The sequence below is a fragment of the Pseudomonas sp. GW822-FHT04C11 genome, assembly GCF_058800905.1.
The window spans coordinates 27,298-45,857 of the sequence record NZ_JBXAMS010000013.1 but is presented as its reverse complement, the minus strand read 5'-3'; the positions used below and the strand labels follow the sequence as shown (position 1 = coordinate 45,857).

The window sequence follows — 18,560 nt, the reverse complement described above, 5'->3', positions numbered from 1 at the left end:
TCGTTACCTCAAAACAGGGCGACGGGTAAATCCGGCGCAAACAGGATGAGTCCGTCCAGCCAGCTGCATGAGCCGACGGCGGATTGAAGAGAGGGTTTTATTAGAGGGCACGCACTGTGCAACAGCAGGCCTGGCTTGTCAAAACCAACACCGCATCGCCTGGATTCACGACTGCTGCGCACTCGAACGCAGCCTTCGGCAGCTGCTACGGATTTATGTCGTTTTTTATTGGCTTCCATGGATAAAGAAAGTCGAATCGACGCCGTTACAGTGCAAAGTCTCAAATAAATATCGAATAAGGACATCTCCATGCAGCTCCGACAACTTTCCATTCAATGGAAAATCACCCTGCTCGCCGGGCTGTGCCTGGCCGGCATTGTCACCTTGCTGGTCGGTCTTTCGCTGTATCGCATGGAGCACAGTTCTCAGCTGGTCAAAGCCTCGAGCATGGAGATGCTCACCGAAGCGGCTCAAGCACGCATCGAGGCGCAGGGTGAAGTTCAGGCGCTGGGGATTCGCCAGCAGTTCATGGACGCCTACCAATATGGCCACGGTTTCGCGCGCCAGGTGCTGTTTTTGCGTGAGCAGGCCGAGAAGCGCTTCCTCGACGCCTTCGACCTGCGCGAAGACCTGACCCGTCAGGTCAAGTCGGCGCTGCAAGCCAACCCGCAACTGCTCGGCCTGTCGCTGGTGTTTGAAGCCAACGCACTGGACGGCAAGGACGAACTGTTCAGCGGCCAGAAAGAAATCGGCAGCAACGACAAGGGCCGCTTCGCCCTGTATTGGTCGCAACCGACCGCCGGCAAGCTGAACTCGATGGCGCTGCCGGAAAGCGACATGGCCGATACCAGCACCGGCCCCAGCGGCGAACCCGCCAATGCCTGGTTCACCTGCCCGCGGACCACCCTCAAGCCGTGCGTGATCGAACCCTATTTCTATGAGATCGACGGCCAGAATGTACTGATGACCAGCATCGTCTTCCCGCTGCTGGTCGACGGTAAGGTCATTGCATCGCTGTCGGTCGATATCAACCTCAACAGCCTGCAAGCGGTCAGCCAGCAAGCCAGTAAAAAGCTCTATGACGGCCAGACCAGCGTCAGCATCCTCAGCCCGGTGGGTCTGCTTGCCGGTTACAGCCCGGACGCCAGCAAACTCAGCCAGCGTCTGGACAGCGTGGACAAGGACAACGGTGCCGAGCTGATCCGCAGGCTCGCCGCCAGCACTCAGACCCAGAGTCTGCATAACAATCAGTTGCTCAAAGTACTGTCGCCGTTCCAGCCGATTCCCGGTGGAAAGTCGTGGGGCGTGTTGCTCGACGTGCCGGAGAAAGTCCTGGTCGGCCCTGCCGAAACCCTGAAGCAGCAACTCGACGAACGCAACACCGCCGGCACCCTGATCGAGCTGAGCCTCGGCGTACTGGCGGCCGTCATCGGTCTGTTGCTGGTGTGGTTGATGGCACGCAGTGTGACCCGGCCGATTCTTGGCGTGGCGCGCATGCTGGAAGACATCGCCAGCGGCGAAGGCGATTTGACCCGCCGTCTGGCCTATGACAAGCAAGACGAACTCGGGCAACTGGCCGGCTGGTTCAACCGTTTCCTCGACAAGCTGCAACCGATCATCGCGCAAGTGAAACGCTCGGTGCAGGACGCGCGCAGCACGGCGGATCAATCGTCGGCCATCGCCACCCAGACCAGCGCCGGCATGGAGCAGCAATACCGTCAGGTCGATCAGGTGGCCACCGCGTCCCATGAAATGAGCGCCACCGCCCAGGACGTCGCCCGCAGCGCCGCCCAAGCGGCGCAAGCGGCACGCGATGCCGATCAGGCAACTCGTCAGGGCCTGACCGTGATCGACCGCACCACCGCCAGCATCGACAGCCTGGCGGCAGACATGAGCACGGCAATGACCCAGGTCGAAGGCCTGGCCGCCAACAGCGAGAAAATCGGCTCGGTGCTGGAAGTGATCCGCGCCATCGCCGAACAGACCAACCTGCTGGCACTGAACGCCGCCATCGAAGCGGCCCGCGCCGGTGACGCCGGGCGTGGTTTTGCGGTGGTCGCCGATGAGGTACGCAACCTGGCACGGCGTACGCAAGAGTCGGTGGAGGAAACCCGTCAGGTGATCGAGCAGTTGCAAAGCGGCACGCAAGATGTGGTCGGCTCGATGAACAACAGCCATCGCCAGGCCCAGGGTAGCGTCGAGCACGTCAGCCAGGCGGTGACCGCCCTGCGGCAGATCGGCGATGCGGTGACGGTGATTACCGACATGAACCTGCAAATCGCCAGCGCTGCCGAAGAGCAGAGCGCCGTGGCCGAGGAGATCAATAGCAACGTAGCGACCATTCGTGACGTGACGGAATCGCTGTCGGGGCAAGCCAATGAATCGGCGCGGGTCAGCCAGTCACTCAATAGCCTGGCGAATCAGCAGCAGGGTTTGATGGATCAGTTCAGGGTTTGATCCACAACCTCGTGGCGAGGGAGCTTGCTCCCGCTGGGCTGCGAAGCGGCCCAAAAACCAGTCACTGCGGTGCTTCAGCTAAACCGCATTGACCGGATTTACGACTGTTGCACAGTCGAGCGGGAGCAAGCTCCCTCGCCACAAGGTTTCAGCGCCTGGGCAACTCGACCACAACCTTCAACCCACCCCACTCGCTTTCCTGCAACACCAACTCCCCACCCCACGCCTCGACGATATCGCGCGCGATCCCCAGCCCCAGACCATGCCCGTCAGTCTGCTCATCCAGCCGCGTGCCACGACTGAACACCTGATCGCGCTGCGCTTCGGGAATACCCGGCCCATCGTCTTCTACTGCCAGCACAAACCCTTCAGCCGTCTCGACGATGCTCAAGCGCACCTCGGCATCCGCCCATTTGCAGGCGTTATCCAGCAGATTACCGAGCAGTTCCAGCAGATCCTCACGATCCCAAGGCAAGTGCAAACCGGACGGTGCCGTGTAGTCGAGATTCAAGTGGTCGCCGTGGATCATGTTCAGGGTCGCCAGCAATCCCGGCAGCTCGGCAGCGCAATCGAACTGCGCACCCGGCAAGGCATCACCGGCCAGGCGCGCGCGGTTCAATTCACGATTGAGTCGCTGTTGAACCTGTGCAAGTTGCTCGCGAAGGATCTTGCGCAGTTCGGGATGGGCGTCGAGTTTTTCGCCCGACGCCAGGCTCAACAGCACCGCCAGTGGCGTCTTCAGCGCATGACCGAGGTTGCCCAGGGCATTGCGCGAGCGCTTGAGGCTGTCTTCGGTGTGCGCGAGCAAATGGTTGATCTGCGCCACCAAAGGCACCAATTCCAGCGGCACTTGATCGTCCAGTTGCGAGCGTTGCCCTTGTTGCATCTGAGCGATCTGCTCGCGGGCGTTTTCCAGCGGTCGCAAGGCGCGCCGCACGGTGACCCGCTGTAACACCAGAATCAGCAGCAACCCTGTAAGGCCCAACCCGAGCCCAACCTGGCGCATACGCTGGAAGCTCTCGCGCACCGGGGTGTAGTCCTGCGCCACGCTGATGGAGATTGACTGCCCCAACCGCCGATAGTCCGCGCGCAGGACCAGCAATTGCTGGCCTTCCGGACCCAGTTGCAGGTTGCTGTGCAGTCCGGGATGGTCGAGCAGCGGTAATTCCTGATCCCACAGCGAACGAGAACGCCAGTGATTGTCGGCAAAGTCGATATGGAAATAATGCCCGGAGAACGGTCGCTGGTAAGCCGGTGACAGGCGCCGTTCGTCCAGTTGCAAACCCTGCGGCCCCCGCACCAAGGCCATCAGCAGGCTTTCACTGTCATTGCGCAACCCGGCTTCCAGATAACGCTGCAAGCCCACTTCGAACAACCACAGACTGGTTTGCGCCAGCACCAGACCAACCACCACCATGACGCTGATCAGTCCCAGGCTCAAACGCCGTTGAATCGACCTCACCGGGTTTGCCCACCGAACAGGTAACCCTGACCGCGCCGGGTGTCGATCACGCTGCGGCCGAGTTTGCGGCGCAGGTGATTGACGTGAACTTCCAGCACGTTCGAGTCGCGTTCGGTTTCACCGTCGTAGAGGTGTTCAGCCAGGTGGCTTTTGGAAAGGATCTGCTCCGGGTGCAACATGAAATAGCGCAACAGGCGGAACTCGGCAGCGGTCAGCTGAATGTCGGCGCCGTCGCGAATCACGCACTGACGGCCCTCGTCCAACTGCAACCCGGCGGCCTTGAGCGTCGGCTGATTGGCCTGGCCGTGGGAGCGGCGCAGCAGCGCTTGAATCCGCAGGTGCAGTTCTTCCGGGTGAAACGGTTTGCTCAGGTAGTCGTCGGCGCCAGCCTTGAGCCCTTGAATGCGTTCGGCCCAGGAGTCGCGCGCGGTCAGCACCAGCACTGGCGCGGCCAGGCCCGCGGCCCGCCATTGGCCGAGCACCTCAAGCCCCGGCAACCCTGGCAGGCCCAGATCGAGAATGATCAGGTCGTAAGGTTCAGAGCGGCCCTGATACAGCGCATCGCGGCCATCGGCCAACCAGTCGACGGCGTAACCCTGGCGATCGAGCCCGGCCATCAATTCGTCGGCCAGCGGTACGTGGTCTTCCACCAGCAGCAGGCGCATCAGTCATCGTCCTTGTCTTTGATCAAGCGCCCAGTGGCGGCTTCCAGGTCCAGCTCGCGCACCACGCCGTCGGCGGTCAGCAACTCGACTTCGTAAATGTAGACCTCATGCTTTTCTTCAAGCCCGGCTTCGAGCAATTTAGCGCCGGGGTGGCGGTCCATGGCCTGCTGCAACAGCTGTTCAAGCGGTAGAATCACGCCTTTCTGACGCAGGCGAAGCGCTTCGTCCTGATCCAGGTCACGGGCCACCACCACCGAGCAAAATGCCAGGAGCGTCAGTGTCGCCAGGCCATAGGCGCGCAGATTAACCTTCATTACATATCCTGAGCATGGAGTGCCTGCGTATTCTTCATAAATTACCCGGGGCGTCACCCTAGCTGCATCAACTTAACTGAAACTGAATTGCCATCATTGATGCATTTACACTTCATTCCTGTGTAAACACATCCGGAAAAAATCGAGACCGGTATGACCGCCATCCACATCAAATTCCCTGCCCTGACCCTCAAGGCCGGCCCACGAGCCTTTACGCGGATTCGCGAAAACGGCTTGAGCGCCCTGGAGGTCGGCACGCTGCCGGGTGCTGCCGGTGGCCCGAAGGCCTTGGGGATTCAAGGTCTGGACCTGGCGCTGTTCGGCCAGTGGCTACCGGCCGCACCGCGTGAGCGCTCGCTGATCGGCGCTTCGGTCGGTTCCTGGCGCTTCGCCAGCGCCTGTTTGCCGGACGCTACCGAAGGCATCAGGCGTCTCGGTGAGCTGTACAACGCGCAGAGTTTTGCCAAGGGCGTGAGCATGGCGCAGATCAGCCAGAGCTCGCGGCGCATGTTGCATGACTTGCTCGACGGGCACGATGCGCGGCTGCTGGACAACCCGCTCTATCGGCTGAACATCATGGTTGTGAAAAGCCACGGCCTGCTCGCCGACGACCATCGCGGACGGCTCGGGCTGGGCTTGTCCTCGGTGATCGCCGACAACCTGCGCGGGCGCTCACGGTTGTCGCGACACTTCGAACGGCTGATCGTGCATGACCCACGCCTGGCGCCGCCGCTCAACACGCTGAATGACTTCCCGTCGCGTTTCGTCCCGCTGAACGCCGGCAACTTGCGTCAGGCCTTGCTCGCGTCGGGTTCGATCCCGATGGTCATGGAAGGCGTACGTGACTTGCCCGGTGCGGGCGCGGGGACTTATCGCGATGGCGGCTTGCTGGATTACCACCTCGACTTGCCATACAGCGGCGACGACATCGTGCTCTACCCGCACTTCACCGATCGGGTGATTCCCGGCTGGTTCGACAAAACCCTGCCATGGCGACGCGGCAATTCCGGGCGCTTGCAAGATGTGCTGCTGGTGGCGCCGTCGAAGGCCTACCTGTCGCGCCTGCCCTACGGCAAATTACCCGACCGGAACGACTTCAAGCGCTTCATGGGTGACCCGGCCAGCCGCCAGAAATACTGGAAAACCGCCATGGACGAGAGCCAGCGGCTCGGCGACGAGTTCCTCGAACTGGCTGCCAGCGGGCGTTTGGGCGAGCAGCTGTTGACCCTTTAGTCAGTGTTTTCCCGCAACCCCGAACCCAAGCTGTTAAACTCGCGATCTGCCCCATCGCCGCGGGCGATAGCCACCTGACAGAGCTCAAACCACTGTGGAAATCTTCAAAGAGTTTACCTTCGAATCCGCCCACCGCCTGCCTCACGTCCCGGAAGGTCACAAGTGCGGCCGCCTGCACGGTCACTCGTTCAAAGTGGCGATTCACCTGAGCGGTGATCTCGATCCGCACACTGGCTGGATCCGCGATTTCTCGGAAATCAAGGCGATCTTCAAGCCGCTCTACGAGCGCCTGGACCACAACTACCTGAACGATATTCCCGGCCTGGAAAACCCGACCAGCGAAGTCCTCGCCAAGTGGATCTGGAACGAGCTGAAGCCGTTGCTGCCTGAACTCAGCGCCATTCGCATCCACGAAACCTGCACCAGCGGTTGCATCTACCACGGCGAATAAGCCTGGGGATAAAAAAAACCACCGAGACCGGTGGTTTTTTTATGCCTATGATTCAGGCATTCACTGACGCTATCGATCGAGAAAAGGACCCGCCCTCATGCACATCATCAACGCCCGCCTGCGCAACCATGAAGGCTGCATGAACTGCACCTGGAAAACGGCCTGATCGCCAACATCGCCCGTCAGACCGAAGCGCCGACCCTCGGCCCCGAAGACCTCGATGCAGGTGGCAATCTGGTGGTGCCACCCTTCGTCGAGCCGCACATTCACCTCGACGCGACGCTGACCGCCGGAGAACCGCGCTGGAACATGAGCGGCACACTATTCGAAGGCATCGAATGCTGGGGTGAGCGCAAGGCGACCATCACCGCTGAAGACACCAAGACCCGCGCCAAAAAGACCATCAGCGCCCTCGCCGCCCACGGCATCCAGCATGTGCGTACCCACGTCGACGTTACTGACCCGCAGTTGACCGCGCTCAAGGCGATGCTTGAAGTGCGTGAAGAGAGTCGACACCTGGTCGACCTGCAAATCGTCGCCTTCCCTCAGGAAGGCATTGAGTCCTATCGCAATGGCCGCGACTTGATGGAGGAAGCCATTCTCCTCGGTGCCGACGTGATCGGTGGCATTCCGCATTTCGAGTACACCCGCGATCAAGGTGTCAGTTCGGTGAAGTTCCTGATGGACCTCGCCGAGCGCACCGGCTGCCTGGTGGATGTGCATTGCGACGAAACCGACGACCCGCATTCGCGCTTTCTTGAAGTGCTGGCCGAAGAAGCCCGCAGCCGTGACATGGGTTCACGGGTGACCGCCAGCCATACCACGGCCATGGGCTCCTACGACAACGCTTACTGCGCCAAGCTCTTTCGCCTGCTCGGGCACTCGGGGATCAGTTTTGTCTCCTGCCCGACCGAAAGCATTCACCTGCAAGGGCGCTTCGACACGTTCCCGAAACGCCGAGGTGTTACCCGGGTCAACGAGTTGCTGGAAGCCGGGATGAACGTGTGTTTCGGTCAGGATTCGATCGTCGACCCGTGGTATCCGCTGGGCAACGGCAACATCCTGCGGGTGCTCGAAGCCGGCCTGCACATTTGCCACATGCTCGGTTACCGCAACCTGCAAACCGCGCTGGACCTGGTGACCGACAATAGCGCCAAGGCCATGGCCCTGGGCGATCGTTATGGGCTGGAGCCGGGACGTCCGGCGAACTTGCTGATTCTGTCGGCGGACAGCGATTACGAAGTGATTCGCAGCCAGGGCTTGCCGCTGTACTCGATTCGTGGCGGGGAAGTGTTGATGAAGCGGCAGATGCCGGTGGTGGAGCTTTTCGGCTGACCGGGCTGACCGGGCTGACGCCATCGCGGGCAAGCCTTGCGCCTACAAAGTTTGCGTGAACCTTCGCCATCCCCCGATCCGTAGGCGCAAGGCTTGCCCGCGATGGCGATTTCAAAATCAGGACATCAACCGCGCCGTCCCGAACAAACTGACCCGACTGAGTTCGCCACCCTGCTCTTCGAGCAACACCGGCGCCGTACCGCCGGGCATAACCACCGCCACAGTTCCCGCCGTCACCCAACCGACACTCCACGCCGCGCAAGCCACCGCGCTGGCGCTGGTGCCGGACGACGCGGTCGGGCCTTCCCCACGCTCGAAGACCCGAGCAGCAATTCGACGCTCGGATTCCAGCCTCGCCCATTGCAGATTGACGCCCGCCGCACAAGGCTCGCCAGTCCCGCACGGTGGCGCAAAAGCGATGCGCGTGAGATCAGTCAACAACCCGGGTTCGCGCATCTGCTCATTACTCGGCAACGCCTCGGCATCCGCCACCAGCGTCACACAATGGGGATTGCCGATCCGCACGAACTGACTGTGAGCCCAAAGCGGATTCAGTTGTGCGAGCATCGGCACATGGCTCAACTCACGTTGATTCAGTGTCCGCGTCTCGAGCGCCTGAGCCCCCAGCGCATTCGGCCCGAAGGCCGGTTTGCCGAGGTCCAGCCAGAAACCCTGCACGCCGTCGACCTGCGCAGGCTCGACCGAGGTTTCGACAGGCGACACGGCATCGCTTTTGTCATGGTGAACCTTGAGCAGGCAACGCCCGTGCGCCGGCATCAAGCCCTGCTCGGTCAGCGCCTGGGCAAAAATCGTCAGGCCGTTGCCACTGCGCTCGGCCAACGTGCCGTCGGTGTTAACGATCAACAAATCAAACGGTGGCGCAGCCTGAAACGGGCCGACCAGCAAGCCGTCCGAACGGTGCTCCTTGGCACCGGCCGGTTGGGTGCCCGGAGCCCAACTGCAAAACGCTTCCACCGCAGACAGCGCCCAGTCGGCTCGGCTTTGCGCCGACTGGCTGGCATCCTCCGGAAGACTGATCCCGCGCTGGCGCAGATCGTGTGGGCTGACAACAGCGTAGATATTCCCGCGGGCATCGAAAAGCGAGGTCATGGACAGGTCCTGAGTGAGGTCTGGAACACGACGCTACTGTAAGCGTTGGCGACTCGAATCACACCCGCAGAACCTCAAGGTCGTCTGACGGTCACTGATGTGCAAGGATGTGACCCTGATCACAGCCTCCCCCGAAGTACCAAGGATTTTCATGACCGCCATCATCCCTCCCGTCTCCGTCCGCCCCGGGCGCCTCGAACAGATGTCGACGCGCATCGCCTTCTTTATCGCAGGCTTCGGCGTCGCCGCGTGGGCGCCGCTGGTGCCTTACGCCAAAGCCCGGGCCGGGCTCGATGACGGCACGCTCGGCTTGTTGTTGCTGTGCCTGGGAGTCGGTTCGATTCTGGCGATGCCGATGGCCGGTATGCTGGCCTCGCGCTTCGGCTGTCGACGGGTGCTCAGTGGCGGCACGCTGTTGATCTGCCTGGCACTGCCGCTGCTGGCGACGGTGTCGTCGATCCCGCTGCTGATCGCTGCGCTGTTCCTGTTCGGGGCCGGGTTGGGCACGGTGGATTCGACGGTAAACCTGCAAGCGGTGATCGTCGAGCGCGCCAGCGGCAAGACCATGATGTCGGGCTTTCACGGCTTGTTCAGCCTCGGCGGGATCGTTGGCGCGGCCGGTGTCAGCGCGCTGCTCGGCCTGGGCATTTCGCCGTTGGGCGCGACAGTGGTGGTGATCGTGTTTCTGCTGGTGTCGTTGCTCAAGGCAGCGCCCCACCTGTTGCCCTACGGCAGCGAAAGCTCGGGGCCGGCGTTCGCCATTCCCCATGGCGTGGTGCTGTTTATCGGCAGCCTGTGCTTTATCGTGTTCCTGGCCGAAGGCGCGGTGCTGGACTGGAGCGCGGTGTTCCTGACCTCAGAGCGTGATCTCGACACCGCGTATGCCGGACTGGGCTATGCCGCGTTTGCCTTGACCATGACGGTCGGACGGCTGATGGGCGATGCCATCGTGCATAAGCTGGGGGCCACGCGCGTGATCGTGTTTGGCGGTTTGACCGCGGCTGCCGGTTTGCTGCTGGCAACCTTGGCACCGGCTTGGGAAGCCGCGCTGATCGGTTATGCGCTGGTCGGGGTCGGGTGCTCGAACATCGTGCCGGTGCTGTACACCGCTGTCGGCAAACAGAACGTCATGCCGGAAAACATCGCCGTGCCCGCCATCACGACATTGGGGTATGCGGGAATCCTGGCCGGGCCTGCGGTGATCGGCTTTATCGCCCATGGCAGCAGCTTGAGTTTTGCCTTCGGATTGATCGCGGTGTTGCTGCTGGCGGTGGCAGTCGGTGGCAAGGCGTTGAAGGTTTGAATCAATAAAGCAAAAGATCGCAGCCTGCGATCTTTCACACCATCACCCGCCACAATGCACTGGCGGGTGAGGTGAACTGAACAGCCGGCTGTTTAAAAACGCAGCGTGGCACCAGTGGCAAGCCACCGTTCACGGTCGTTGTTCAGGTGGCGTCCGACCACCAGATCGATATCAACCTTTTTGCCCAGATGCAGACGAGGTCCGGCCTGCCAGCCCTGATCTGCACCCTGCTGGCCGAAGCGTTCGGCAATCAGCGTCAGGGATTCGGCCAGCGCGTACTCAACGCCTGTGCCCCAGGTCCAGCTGCGTTTCTGTCTGCCGTCGTCGTATTCATGGGTCCAGCCGGTGCTGACGTTCAGGCGCAACGACTCGACAGGTTGATACGTCATGGGCAGGGTCAGGTCGGCGCCATCGAAGGAGTGGCGGCGGTTGAGGGCGAAGTTCGCGCCTGCGGCAAGGGCCACTTCCAGCCCCAGTTCGTCATCGCTGAACACCTGTGCCTTGATCTTCGGGCTGACTTGGGTCTCCCTGTCGCCATCGTCGTGGCCGTGGGACACCGCGGCGCCGAACTGCACCGAGGGCAGCGCCTTGAACGTGCAGTCCTGGGACAGCTCCGTTTCATGGTTCGACTGTTGGTGGCGCTGGCTTTTGTACCAGACGTCGACGTTGCATTCGCCGGGGGCGTTGATCGAACCGTCGTCGACCACATAGGGGCCGCCGGCGGCGTGGGCTTTGGAAACGAGAGTCAGCAGGAGGGAGACGCCAACGGCCACTCCGACAAACACCAGGTTTTGTCGCATGACCCCGCGTTTGTGGGGAGACAGATCTTGAAGAAAAGCAGTGAATGAACCGGCCTCAACGGCCTGCGCAGTGATTTTCGAGTGGGCGGTCCGGACGGTGCGGCAAGGTGTGTAGTTTGGCATGATCGACCTTGAATACGTGTTCACGCAAATGCTCCTCATGCCTATAACGAGGAGGGTTTGCGACGACTAAAGTTAATGTCTTCAACAATAAGGCAGTGCTCGGGCATTGAGAGTTACAACTAGGTTCTTCGGTCATCTTCGACGCTCCTGATCTTTCATTAATGGCCATGACGAGGCATGACTACCCAACTTGGCCGGACAGAATTCATTTCAACTTATGACAACTTTATTTCATCCGAAAACGTCTGCCACCGGCAACCAAACCTGCCTTGAAACCCATGCAGGCCGTCACCAACAGCGTTCACCATCAAAAAACCGGTTACACACTGATACACATCACGAAACATCAGCACACTTATTTCTGATAGGCGCACGTACAAACAAACACTACAAAAGTGCTTTATCAGCGATATCTTCCCAACTAAGGAGTCGCTCTTCGGATGCGCCGGAGTATATCCACCGAGTTACAGACTTGTCCGCACTCAACAGAGAACACGCACTGTTTTCTGAATGATGTTCAGGTAGCTGACAGAAATAACAAGTGAACTTATTAGTTACCGCAGTCGAAAGCAAAGCCCCCCTCCTGTTGCCAGGAGAGGGGCTTTGTCGTTAGCGCAGGCCAGTGATACCGGTCACCGGCCTGATCCGGTTTAGAGGCTTTTCTCGTCGATACCGGCTTGCAGCACCTGAGTCTCGTAATGGCCACCGGCGCTCAGCGGGCCGAGGTTGAACTTGCGATCCTTGGCCGTGGCGGCGTCAGGCGTTTGGGTGAGTTCGTCCTTGGCGCCGGTCGCCAGGTTGACCGCAGACTTGGACAGATTGAGGCCAACATCGGCCCGGTAGTCGCTGCCGCTGAGGCTGGTACTGGTGACCCTGGAACCGCCCAGATCCACCGAACCTTCCTTGGCAGAAATCCGTGCACCGGTCAGTTGTGTTTCCCCACCGACCCGAAGGTCGACGCCTTGGCTGCCGCTGATGCCGGACGCCTGGGTAACGCTGTTTTTGCTGGTGTGGCTGACGTCCAGGTACAGCGTCGGGGTGTACGAGGTTGCACCGCTCTTGTCGCCGAACAGCGCGCTTTGGGTAGCGTCGGCGACCTTGCTGCCGGCGGAGTCTTTCGCGTTGAGCGAATAACTGCCACTGCGGGTCAGTGAGTCCTTGGCCGAGGCCAGCCCCTCGACACTTTTATCGACGGCAGTTTCCAGCTTGTCGCGATGGCTGTCGAAAGCCTCCTGGGCCTTGCCCTCAACCTTGTCCTTGAGCGGGCCGGTGGTCTTGGCCAGTTTGCCGACGGCGCCTGGCTGATTTTTCTCTGCATTCAAACGCAGATCGATACCAACCTTGACGCTGCTTTCATGGTCTTGACGACTTTCGAGCGTGAGATCACCACCAACCTGGCCGCTGACCTGTTTGGCGTCGATGCGGGCACCGGCCAACCGGGTGTCGCCAGCGCTGTTCAGCACCACGCTGTCAGCCTGGATGTGGCTGTTTTTCTGGGTGGTGCCGTTGCGGTTGTCGACGTCGATTTTCGCTCGCGCGTCGAAGCCATGGCCGCTCTTGGCAACGTCCTGATCGTTGGTCGCCGACGGTGTGGACTTGCTCGCATTACCGCCAGCGCCGAGGGTCAGTCCCCAATTGTTGATGGCCTGAGTCGATTGCGCCGACTCCAGATAGATCCCGCCTCGTTGTGCATCGAGGGTCACGCTTGGCGCACTGACCTGAGTGCCTTGCAGGTGGATCGCATCAGCAGCGCTGGAGCCGCTGCTCAGCAGCACCGGGCCCTGGCTGTTCAGACTGCCACCCTTCAGGCTCTGGCTGTTTTCGCCGACCCGGCCGATGTTGAAATTGGCACTCAGGTTGCCATTCAAGCCACTGCTTTTCTCGGTACTGCTTTTCTCGGTACTGCTTTTACCGCCACCGAGATTGAGGCCACCGCCCAGATTGCTGCCAGTGGCGCTGTGAGTCTCCGTTGCGGCTTGCAGATCGAGCTTGCCACCCGCATTCAGCGAGATATCAGCCACCTTGTTCACCACCGTGCCGATGGTGGCGCCTTGCAGCACTTGATCACCACCACTGCTCAACTGCACCGGACCTTTGCCCTGAATACTCGCGACCCGGGCCTGGCTGTCGTCGGTCTGGTTGGCCTTGTGATCGAGTTGGAAACCGGCGCCCAGATTGACGTTGCTGCCTTCGGCGCCGGGATTGGTGCCGACCGTCAGCGAGCCATCGCCACGCAGGCTGGAGGTGTTGCCGCTCTGATGGTCATTGGCCTGATTCAGCGCCAGATTGCCGCCGGTCTTGATCGCCACACCGCCCTGCCCGCCGTTGAACTGACTGCCTTCGTACTGGCCATCACCGCGCAGATCGATCTTCACGCCCTGATTGCCGGCATAGCTGCCGACCACGGCTTTGGAGCTGGTCTCGGAAGTCTGGCGACTACCACCCGCCCCGCTGCCGCGCACGTTCACGTCTTCGCCGGTGGTGGTGTAGACGCGAACGCCGACCTTGGCATCCACCGATTGCTCGCTGCTGCTGTGAGTGTTGGCGGCCGCCGTCGCGACCTGACTGTCAGCCTTGATCGTCAACGCGCCGTCGGTTGCACGGTATTGGCTGCCCTGATCCTTCAATTCACCGGCCACCTGAACGCCAACCGCCCCGCCCTTGAACTGACTGACCACAGCGTTGCTGTTTTGCTCGCTACGGCTGTTGTTCGAATGACCGACCTCGACATCGATGCCGACATTCGGCTGCGTGAGGTTATCCAGCAAACCCGGTTGCTGAACCTTGCTCTGGGCCACGCCTTCAATGGCTTTGGCAACAGGCCGGGCGATGCCTTTGTACTCGACGTTGGCACCGACATCGACCGACCAGTTGTTCTCTTTGTGGGAGCTGCTGTCGGTGTTATCGGCAGCCTGATTGTCGACCCGCCCCGCCGTAACCTGAAGCGTCGAACCGGCGGCAACCTGCGCGCCCTGGGTGGTCAGCGTGCCGTTGCCGGCGTTGATCTGCAGCTTGCCGCTGCTCTCGACACCGGTGGTGCGAGCCGTGGTTTTGGCGGTGTTGTCCTGACTGCTGCCGTGGGCGAAATCGACGCCGCTGCCGGCGCGATCCAGACCACCGGTGTAGTAGAAACCGCCAGCGTTGCGAGTGGTGTCCGTGGTGCTGGAGGTGCTGTCGTGTTCAGCCAACAGCGCAACGTTCTGCCCACTGAGGCTGACATCCCCGGCACTGGCTTTGACCTTGGCGTCTTTGAGGATCAGGTCGCCGCCCGCCGCCAGTTGGACGTTGGCACCGGTCAGGCTTGAGCCCTGTTGACGGGTGTCGTTGGCAGTGGTGGTTTGTTGTTCGTCTTCATAGTGAATGCCGGCGCGGTACTGACCGGCGCCTGGCGCGTTCTCCCTGGCATAAGCGTCAAAACCACGATTCTGGCTCGAGGTGCTGCTGTCGGAAGTGTCCTGGGCCGAGCTGACTGTCAACGTGCCCGTCGCGTCCGCACTCAGCGAACCACCGGCCGAGACCGTGGCGCCGACCACGTCGATGTCCTTGGCGCTCTTGAGTGCAAGGTTACTGTCGGAACTCAGCTGGCTGTTGACCGTGGTGCTGCCCTTGAGGTTCTGGCGGCTTTCATCCTTGGCGATGCCAAAGAATTTGCTGTCCTTGTCATGGCTGTTGCTGTGCGAGGTGTTCTGCACGCCATCGATAGTCAGCGAGCCTTTGTCGCTGATGACACTGGCCTCGGTCCGGCCACGCACCTGGCTGCCGCTGATACGCACGTCGTCAGCCTTGACGATTAATTTGCCGTCGGCGTTGATCTTGCTGCCCTGATTCAGGGTCTTGCCCTGATCGGCATCGCCGGTCTTGCCGAAGAACCCGCCACCGACCAGATCGCCCGAATAACCGTTCTTGCTGCTGCGTTGCGTACGGCTGGCGCTGCCGATCTCGACCTGTTTGCCAGCAAGGTGAATGTCGCCCTTGCTGCTCAGCTCCGCGCCTTGGGAAGACAGCAACTCGCCGCTGCTGATCGCAATGTTTTTACCCGCCTTCAACTGGCTGGTGACGCTGCGTTGCTCTTCGCTGCTGTTGTTCCAATCGGCTTTCCACAAGTGCTTGCGGTGCTTACCCTGATCGGTCTGGGTACGGGTTTCGATGGCTGCTGTCAGGCGCAGATCAGCACCGCTGTCGACCTTCAGGGTTTCGCCGGCCTCGACCTTGGCGGCCTTGAGTTCGGTGCTGGCGCCGGCCTTGAGTTCGGCAGTGTGACTGGCCACGACCTGGCTGCCGTGCTGACGCGAGTCGCTGTCGGTCTGGGTTCGGTCGTAGGTTTCCCAGGTGATGCCGATGGTGTTGTTGTTCCAGTTCTCGCGTTTCTCCTGAAGCTTGCGCGCTTCAACGCTGCTCAGCGTGAGGTTGCGCCCGGCGTCGAGCTTGACGTTGCGGCCACTGACATCCGCCGCCGCCAAGGTCAGGTCCTTGTCACCGCGCAACGCAACATCACCCTGGCTGCTGCGTACCGCGCTGCGGGTGACGTCGAGGCTGTTGGGCAGTGCCTGGCCGCTGATCTGCAAGTCACCCGCGGATTGAATCTTCACGCCGTCATGGCCTTCAACCTGGACCGGGCCGACCCGCACACCCGCGCCTTCGGCGGTGCTGACAATGTTGATGCGTCCGGCCTGCATGGCACCGAACAGGCTGGCATCGATGCGCGAATCCTGAGTGGCGCCGGCAGGATCGACGCTGCGCACCTGACCACTGGGGTAATCCAGCTGATTGCGGCCGGCAGTCAGGTTCAACTGGTCGCGCGCATCGATGCGGCCCTGGCTGTCGATGCGCGGGGCGATCAGGTTGATGCTGCCTTCGCGGTTCGTCAGGCCCTGGATCTGCAATTGGCCGGTGGCGTCACGGGTGTTGAGCCCCTGCAATTTACCGTCGTTCAGCTCGGGACGACCGACCACCAGGTTGGCATTCGGAGTGTTGATGAAGCTGCCGCCATTGACCGAGATACCGTTCGGGTTGGCCAGCACATAGTCGGCCGGGCGCCCGAAAATCTCCTGCGCGCCGTTGACGGCCGAGGCATTACGGCTGATCACTTCGTTGAGGATCACGCTCGCTGCCTGACCCTGGAACTGCGGGTTGGCGGCCAATTGCCCGGCGAGTTGCGACTGCCCGGCTTGCAGGGCGTTGTTCAACACCAGCCCCTGCCGGTCGACGTTGTAATCGAGAAACTGGTTATGCGACAGACCGGCGCCATTGGGTGCAACGATATTGACGATTGGTACACCAGCCTGATTTTGCAGCTGCGGGGTGCCGCCCGGACCGGGTGCGACCGTCAAGCCACCGGCAAACGCCTGAGGCAATTGGGCAACGAGAAACAGGCTGGCAATCGCCCAACGCAACTTGCCCCGAGGGGAAAGGTGAAACGCGAACTTTTCTATCGGCATGAGAACCTCTCAATAAATTGACTGAATCAAGTTGCGCGTTGGGGAGTGCGCCGCTGCTGTCGCGCTCAGATACCGCGGCTGTTTCAGGCTGTCGGGGATGACGGTTTTCATATCTGCAGGCCCAGGCGCATCAGCCAGGTTTCGGGTTCATTCCCAAACCCCTTGGGCGTGTTGAGGCTGCGTTGGTAGTCGATGTCGACTTGCAGGTTTTTCCAGCTCAGGTTGAGCCCGGCACTGGCACCGCTCAGCCGTTGGCCTTGGGCGCCGTGATCGGCCTTGAGCCAACCGTTGTCCAGGCCCAGGCGTGGGGTGATTTGCACCGGCAGGCCGCTGTTCAGTGGCAAGCGCAAGGTGTTGCGCCAGATCGCTCCGCTGGCGCCGGATGCGCTGTTTTCGCGATAGCCGCGGACGGCGGAATCGTCGGTACCCAGCAGTTGTTCGATGGCCGGCAGCGGGTCGGGGCTGTATTGCAGCGAGAGCTGGCTCTGCCACTGCCAGGCTTGCCCGGCGAACTGGCCATTGCGCCACTGGCTGAGGTTCGCGCGGTATTTGCGAAACTGCGCTTTCGGCAGGTTGCTGTTCTGGCGCTGGGCATCGTCGTCCGCCCCCAACCAACGCAGCCCCTGGGCATAGTTGATGTCGAGGTTCCACACCGCGCTGTTGAGCCAGAACAGGTTCAACCCGGCTTCGGCCACGGTCAGCGTCGGGCTCTGAATGCCGAGGCGAATGTTCTCCAGATAACTGTCGACGTCCTTGTGCGCCAGTTGCAGGCTGGCGCTGAGCTGATGCCCCTGATCACGCCACAACACACGGTCGGCGCGCAGGCTGAGCTGGTCGGTCAACCCGCGGCTATACAGCGTGGTGCTGCTGAGTTTGAACGGTGCACGGTATTCGGCATGGCTGGCGAACAGGCTGTACGTCCAGTAACCGTACGGAATGGCGTAATACAGGCTAGCGTTGCGGCTATATCGTGGGCCGTGGTTGAGGGTGTCGCTGAGATTGATGCTGAGCAAATCGTTGAGCTGCAACGGGCTGTCCAGACTCAGGCTCAAGGTGTCGCGATCGCGTCCGGTGCTGGCGCTGCCAAGGTTGTCCAGGCCCAGCCCCAGGGCCCAGCGCGAGGCGGCGCTGCTGCGCGAACGCAAAATGATCCGCGAGGCACCAGGCTGGCTGCCGGGGGCGATGTCGGCCGTCAGATCGAGTGAGCGCAAGCGGTTCAACTGATCCAGGCCCTGCTCCAGATCGCGCAGGTTCAGCGGCTTGCCGAGCATGCCGGGAAAGGCCCCGCCCAGTGCGACCGGCAAGCTCTGATCCTGCAGTTCGATGGACTCGACGTAACCTTCATCAACCCGGATATCCAGCGACTGACCGGCTGCCGGGGCACTGACCAGGTACGGCCGACTGGCGATGTAACCGGCGTCCACATACAAGCGGGTGATGGTCGCCAACAGATGATTGATCTGGCCGACACCCATGCACGAAGCGATCTGTGGCTTGAGTTGCTCATTCAGTTCATGACGGTTCAACAAGGTGACGCCGCCAATGCGCGTCCCGCTCAAGGGCCAGCAGCGTTCATCGGCAGTGACCTGCGCGGGCAACGCCGGAGTACTTGGCGCCGGCCCAAAGCTGCCGCGTTGCAATTGGCGGCGACGTTGTTCCAGTTGCAGTTGTTGCAGATCGCGTTGTTGCTGCTGTTGCTGGCGCAGCCCTTCCTGGCCGAGTGCCGAGGGTTCTGCAGCCTGGAGCGCAGCGATGCTCAGGCTCAGCAGCGCGGCCAACAAACGTGGAAAGAAGGGGGTGGAAAAACGCGGGACAACGGAAAGCGAAAACGGCACTCAACATCCTTGCATTCGATTAACTGGCCTAATG

General features: G+C 61.3%; 12 protein-coding genes and 2 pseudogenes. 6 read left to right on the top strand and 8 right to left on the bottom strand.

The features are described from left to right. Nucleotides 1-8: 8 nt before the first annotated feature. Nucleotides 9-311, bottom strand: a complete 303-nt coding sequence (locus AC1RJ3_RS20270) for a hypothetical protein (RefSeq protein WP_347927425.1) — start codon at nt 309-311, stop codon at nt 9-11. On the opposite strand from AC1RJ3_RS20270, the pseudogene AC1RJ3_RS20265 reads away from it, so the two are divergent. Together AC1RJ3_RS20265 and AC1RJ3_RS20260 are read left to right on the top strand one after the other, a co-directional pair. Further along, nucleotides 310-1,599: pseudogene (locus tag AC1RJ3_RS20265) on the top strand (cache domain-containing protein); the annotation flags it as partial. The gene AC1RJ3_RS20270 and the pseudogene AC1RJ3_RS20265 overlap by 2 nt on opposite strands. 102 nt (nt 1,600-1,701) lie before the next feature. After that, nucleotides 1,702-2,457, top strand: coding sequence for a methyl-accepting chemotaxis protein (locus tag AC1RJ3_RS20260; RefSeq protein WP_371917731.1), 756 nt, complete (start codon nt 1,702-1,704; stop codon nt 2,455-2,457). 148 nt (nt 2,458-2,605) lie between these two features. Here AC1RJ3_RS20260 and AC1RJ3_RS20255 read toward each other — a convergent pair whose 3' ends face one another. Genes AC1RJ3_RS20255 through AC1RJ3_RS20245 form a run of 3 tightly spaced genes read right to left on the bottom strand, consistent with a single transcriptional unit; the run spans nt 2,606 to nt 4,898 of the window. Continuing rightward, nucleotides 2,606-3,919 carry a sensor histidine kinase gene (locus AC1RJ3_RS20255; RefSeq protein ID WP_493080117.1) on the bottom strand — a complete coding sequence of 438 codons (1,314 nt, stop codon included), beginning with the start codon at nt 3,917-3,919 and terminating at the stop codon, nt 2,606-2,608. Beyond that, the gene (locus tag AC1RJ3_RS20250; RefSeq protein ID WP_054596472.1) at nt 3,916-4,584 is read right to left on the bottom strand and encodes a response regulator transcription factor; all 669 of its coding nucleotides are present in this window, start codon (nt 4,582-4,584) and stop codon (nt 3,916-3,918) included. The genes AC1RJ3_RS20255 and AC1RJ3_RS20250 overlap by 4 nt, the downstream gene beginning before the upstream one ends. Next, the gene (locus AC1RJ3_RS20245) at nt 4,584-4,898 is read right to left on the bottom strand and encodes a PepSY domain-containing protein (protein ID WP_493080114.1); all 315 of its coding nucleotides are present in this window, start codon (nt 4,896-4,898) and stop codon (nt 4,584-4,586) included. Before AC1RJ3_RS20245 ends, AC1RJ3_RS20250 begins: the two co-directional genes overlap by 1 nt. Before the next feature lie 153 nt (nt 4,899-5,051). Between AC1RJ3_RS20245 and AC1RJ3_RS20240 the strand changes: the two genes are divergently transcribed. From AC1RJ3_RS20240 to codA, 3 genes and pseudogenes are all read left to right on the top strand, one after another. Beyond that, a complete protein-coding gene (locus AC1RJ3_RS20240) occupies nt 5,052-6,131 on the top strand; it encodes a patatin-like phospholipase family protein (protein ID WP_054596470.1) in 1,080 nt (359 codons plus the stop codon). 94 nt (nt 6,132-6,225) lie between these two features. Continuing rightward, complete coding sequence (gene queD / locus AC1RJ3_RS20235; RefSeq protein WP_019692825.1) at nt 6,226-6,582, top strand: 6-carboxytetrahydropterin synthase QueD; 357 nt, start codon at nt 6,226-6,228, stop codon at nt 6,580-6,582. A 97-nt stretch (nt 6,583-6,679) separates the two neighbouring features. Then, nucleotides 6,680-7,917: pseudogene (codA, locus tag AC1RJ3_RS20230) on the top strand (cytosine deaminase). 117 nt (nt 7,918-8,034) lie between these two features. On the opposite strand, the gene AC1RJ3_RS20225 reads toward codA, so the two are convergent. Then, a complete protein-coding gene (locus tag AC1RJ3_RS20225) occupies nt 8,035-9,027 on the bottom strand; it encodes a diaminopimelate epimerase (protein ID WP_493080112.1) in 993 nt (330 codons plus the stop codon). Nucleotides 9,028-9,178: 151 nt separating this feature from the next. On the opposite strand from AC1RJ3_RS20225, the gene AC1RJ3_RS20220 reads away from it, so the two are divergent. Next, nucleotides 9,179-10,330: an MFS transporter gene (locus AC1RJ3_RS20220; RefSeq protein WP_493080110.1), complete on the top strand. Its 1,152-nt coding sequence runs from the start codon at nt 9,179-9,181 to the stop codon at nt 10,328-10,330. Between the two features lie 92 nt (nt 10,331-10,422). Here the strand turns inward: AC1RJ3_RS20220 and AC1RJ3_RS20215 are convergent, their stop codons facing one another. The 3 genes from AC1RJ3_RS20215 to AC1RJ3_RS20205 all read right to left on the bottom strand — a co-directional run bounded on the left by AC1RJ3_RS20215 (nt 10,423) and on the right by AC1RJ3_RS20205 (nt 18,526). After that, on the bottom strand, nt 10,423-11,130 hold the full coding sequence (locus AC1RJ3_RS20215; RefSeq protein WP_493080108.1) for a PA4824 family protein: 708 nt from the start codon (nt 11,128-11,130) through the stop codon (nt 10,423-10,425). A 773-nt stretch (nt 11,131-11,903) separates the two neighbouring features. Beyond that, a complete protein-coding gene (locus AC1RJ3_RS20210; RefSeq protein WP_493080106.1) occupies nt 11,904-16,691 on the bottom strand; it encodes a hemagglutinin repeat-containing protein in 4,788 nt (1,595 codons plus the stop codon). Nucleotides 16,692-16,798: 107 nt separating this feature from the next. Further along, nucleotides 16,799-18,526 carry a ShlB/FhaC/HecB family hemolysin secretion/activation protein gene (locus AC1RJ3_RS20205; protein ID WP_493080104.1) on the bottom strand — a complete coding sequence of 576 codons (1,728 nt, stop codon included), beginning with the start codon at nt 18,524-18,526 and terminating at the stop codon, nt 16,799-16,801. Between the last annotated feature and the right edge of the window lie 34 nt (nt 18,527-18,560).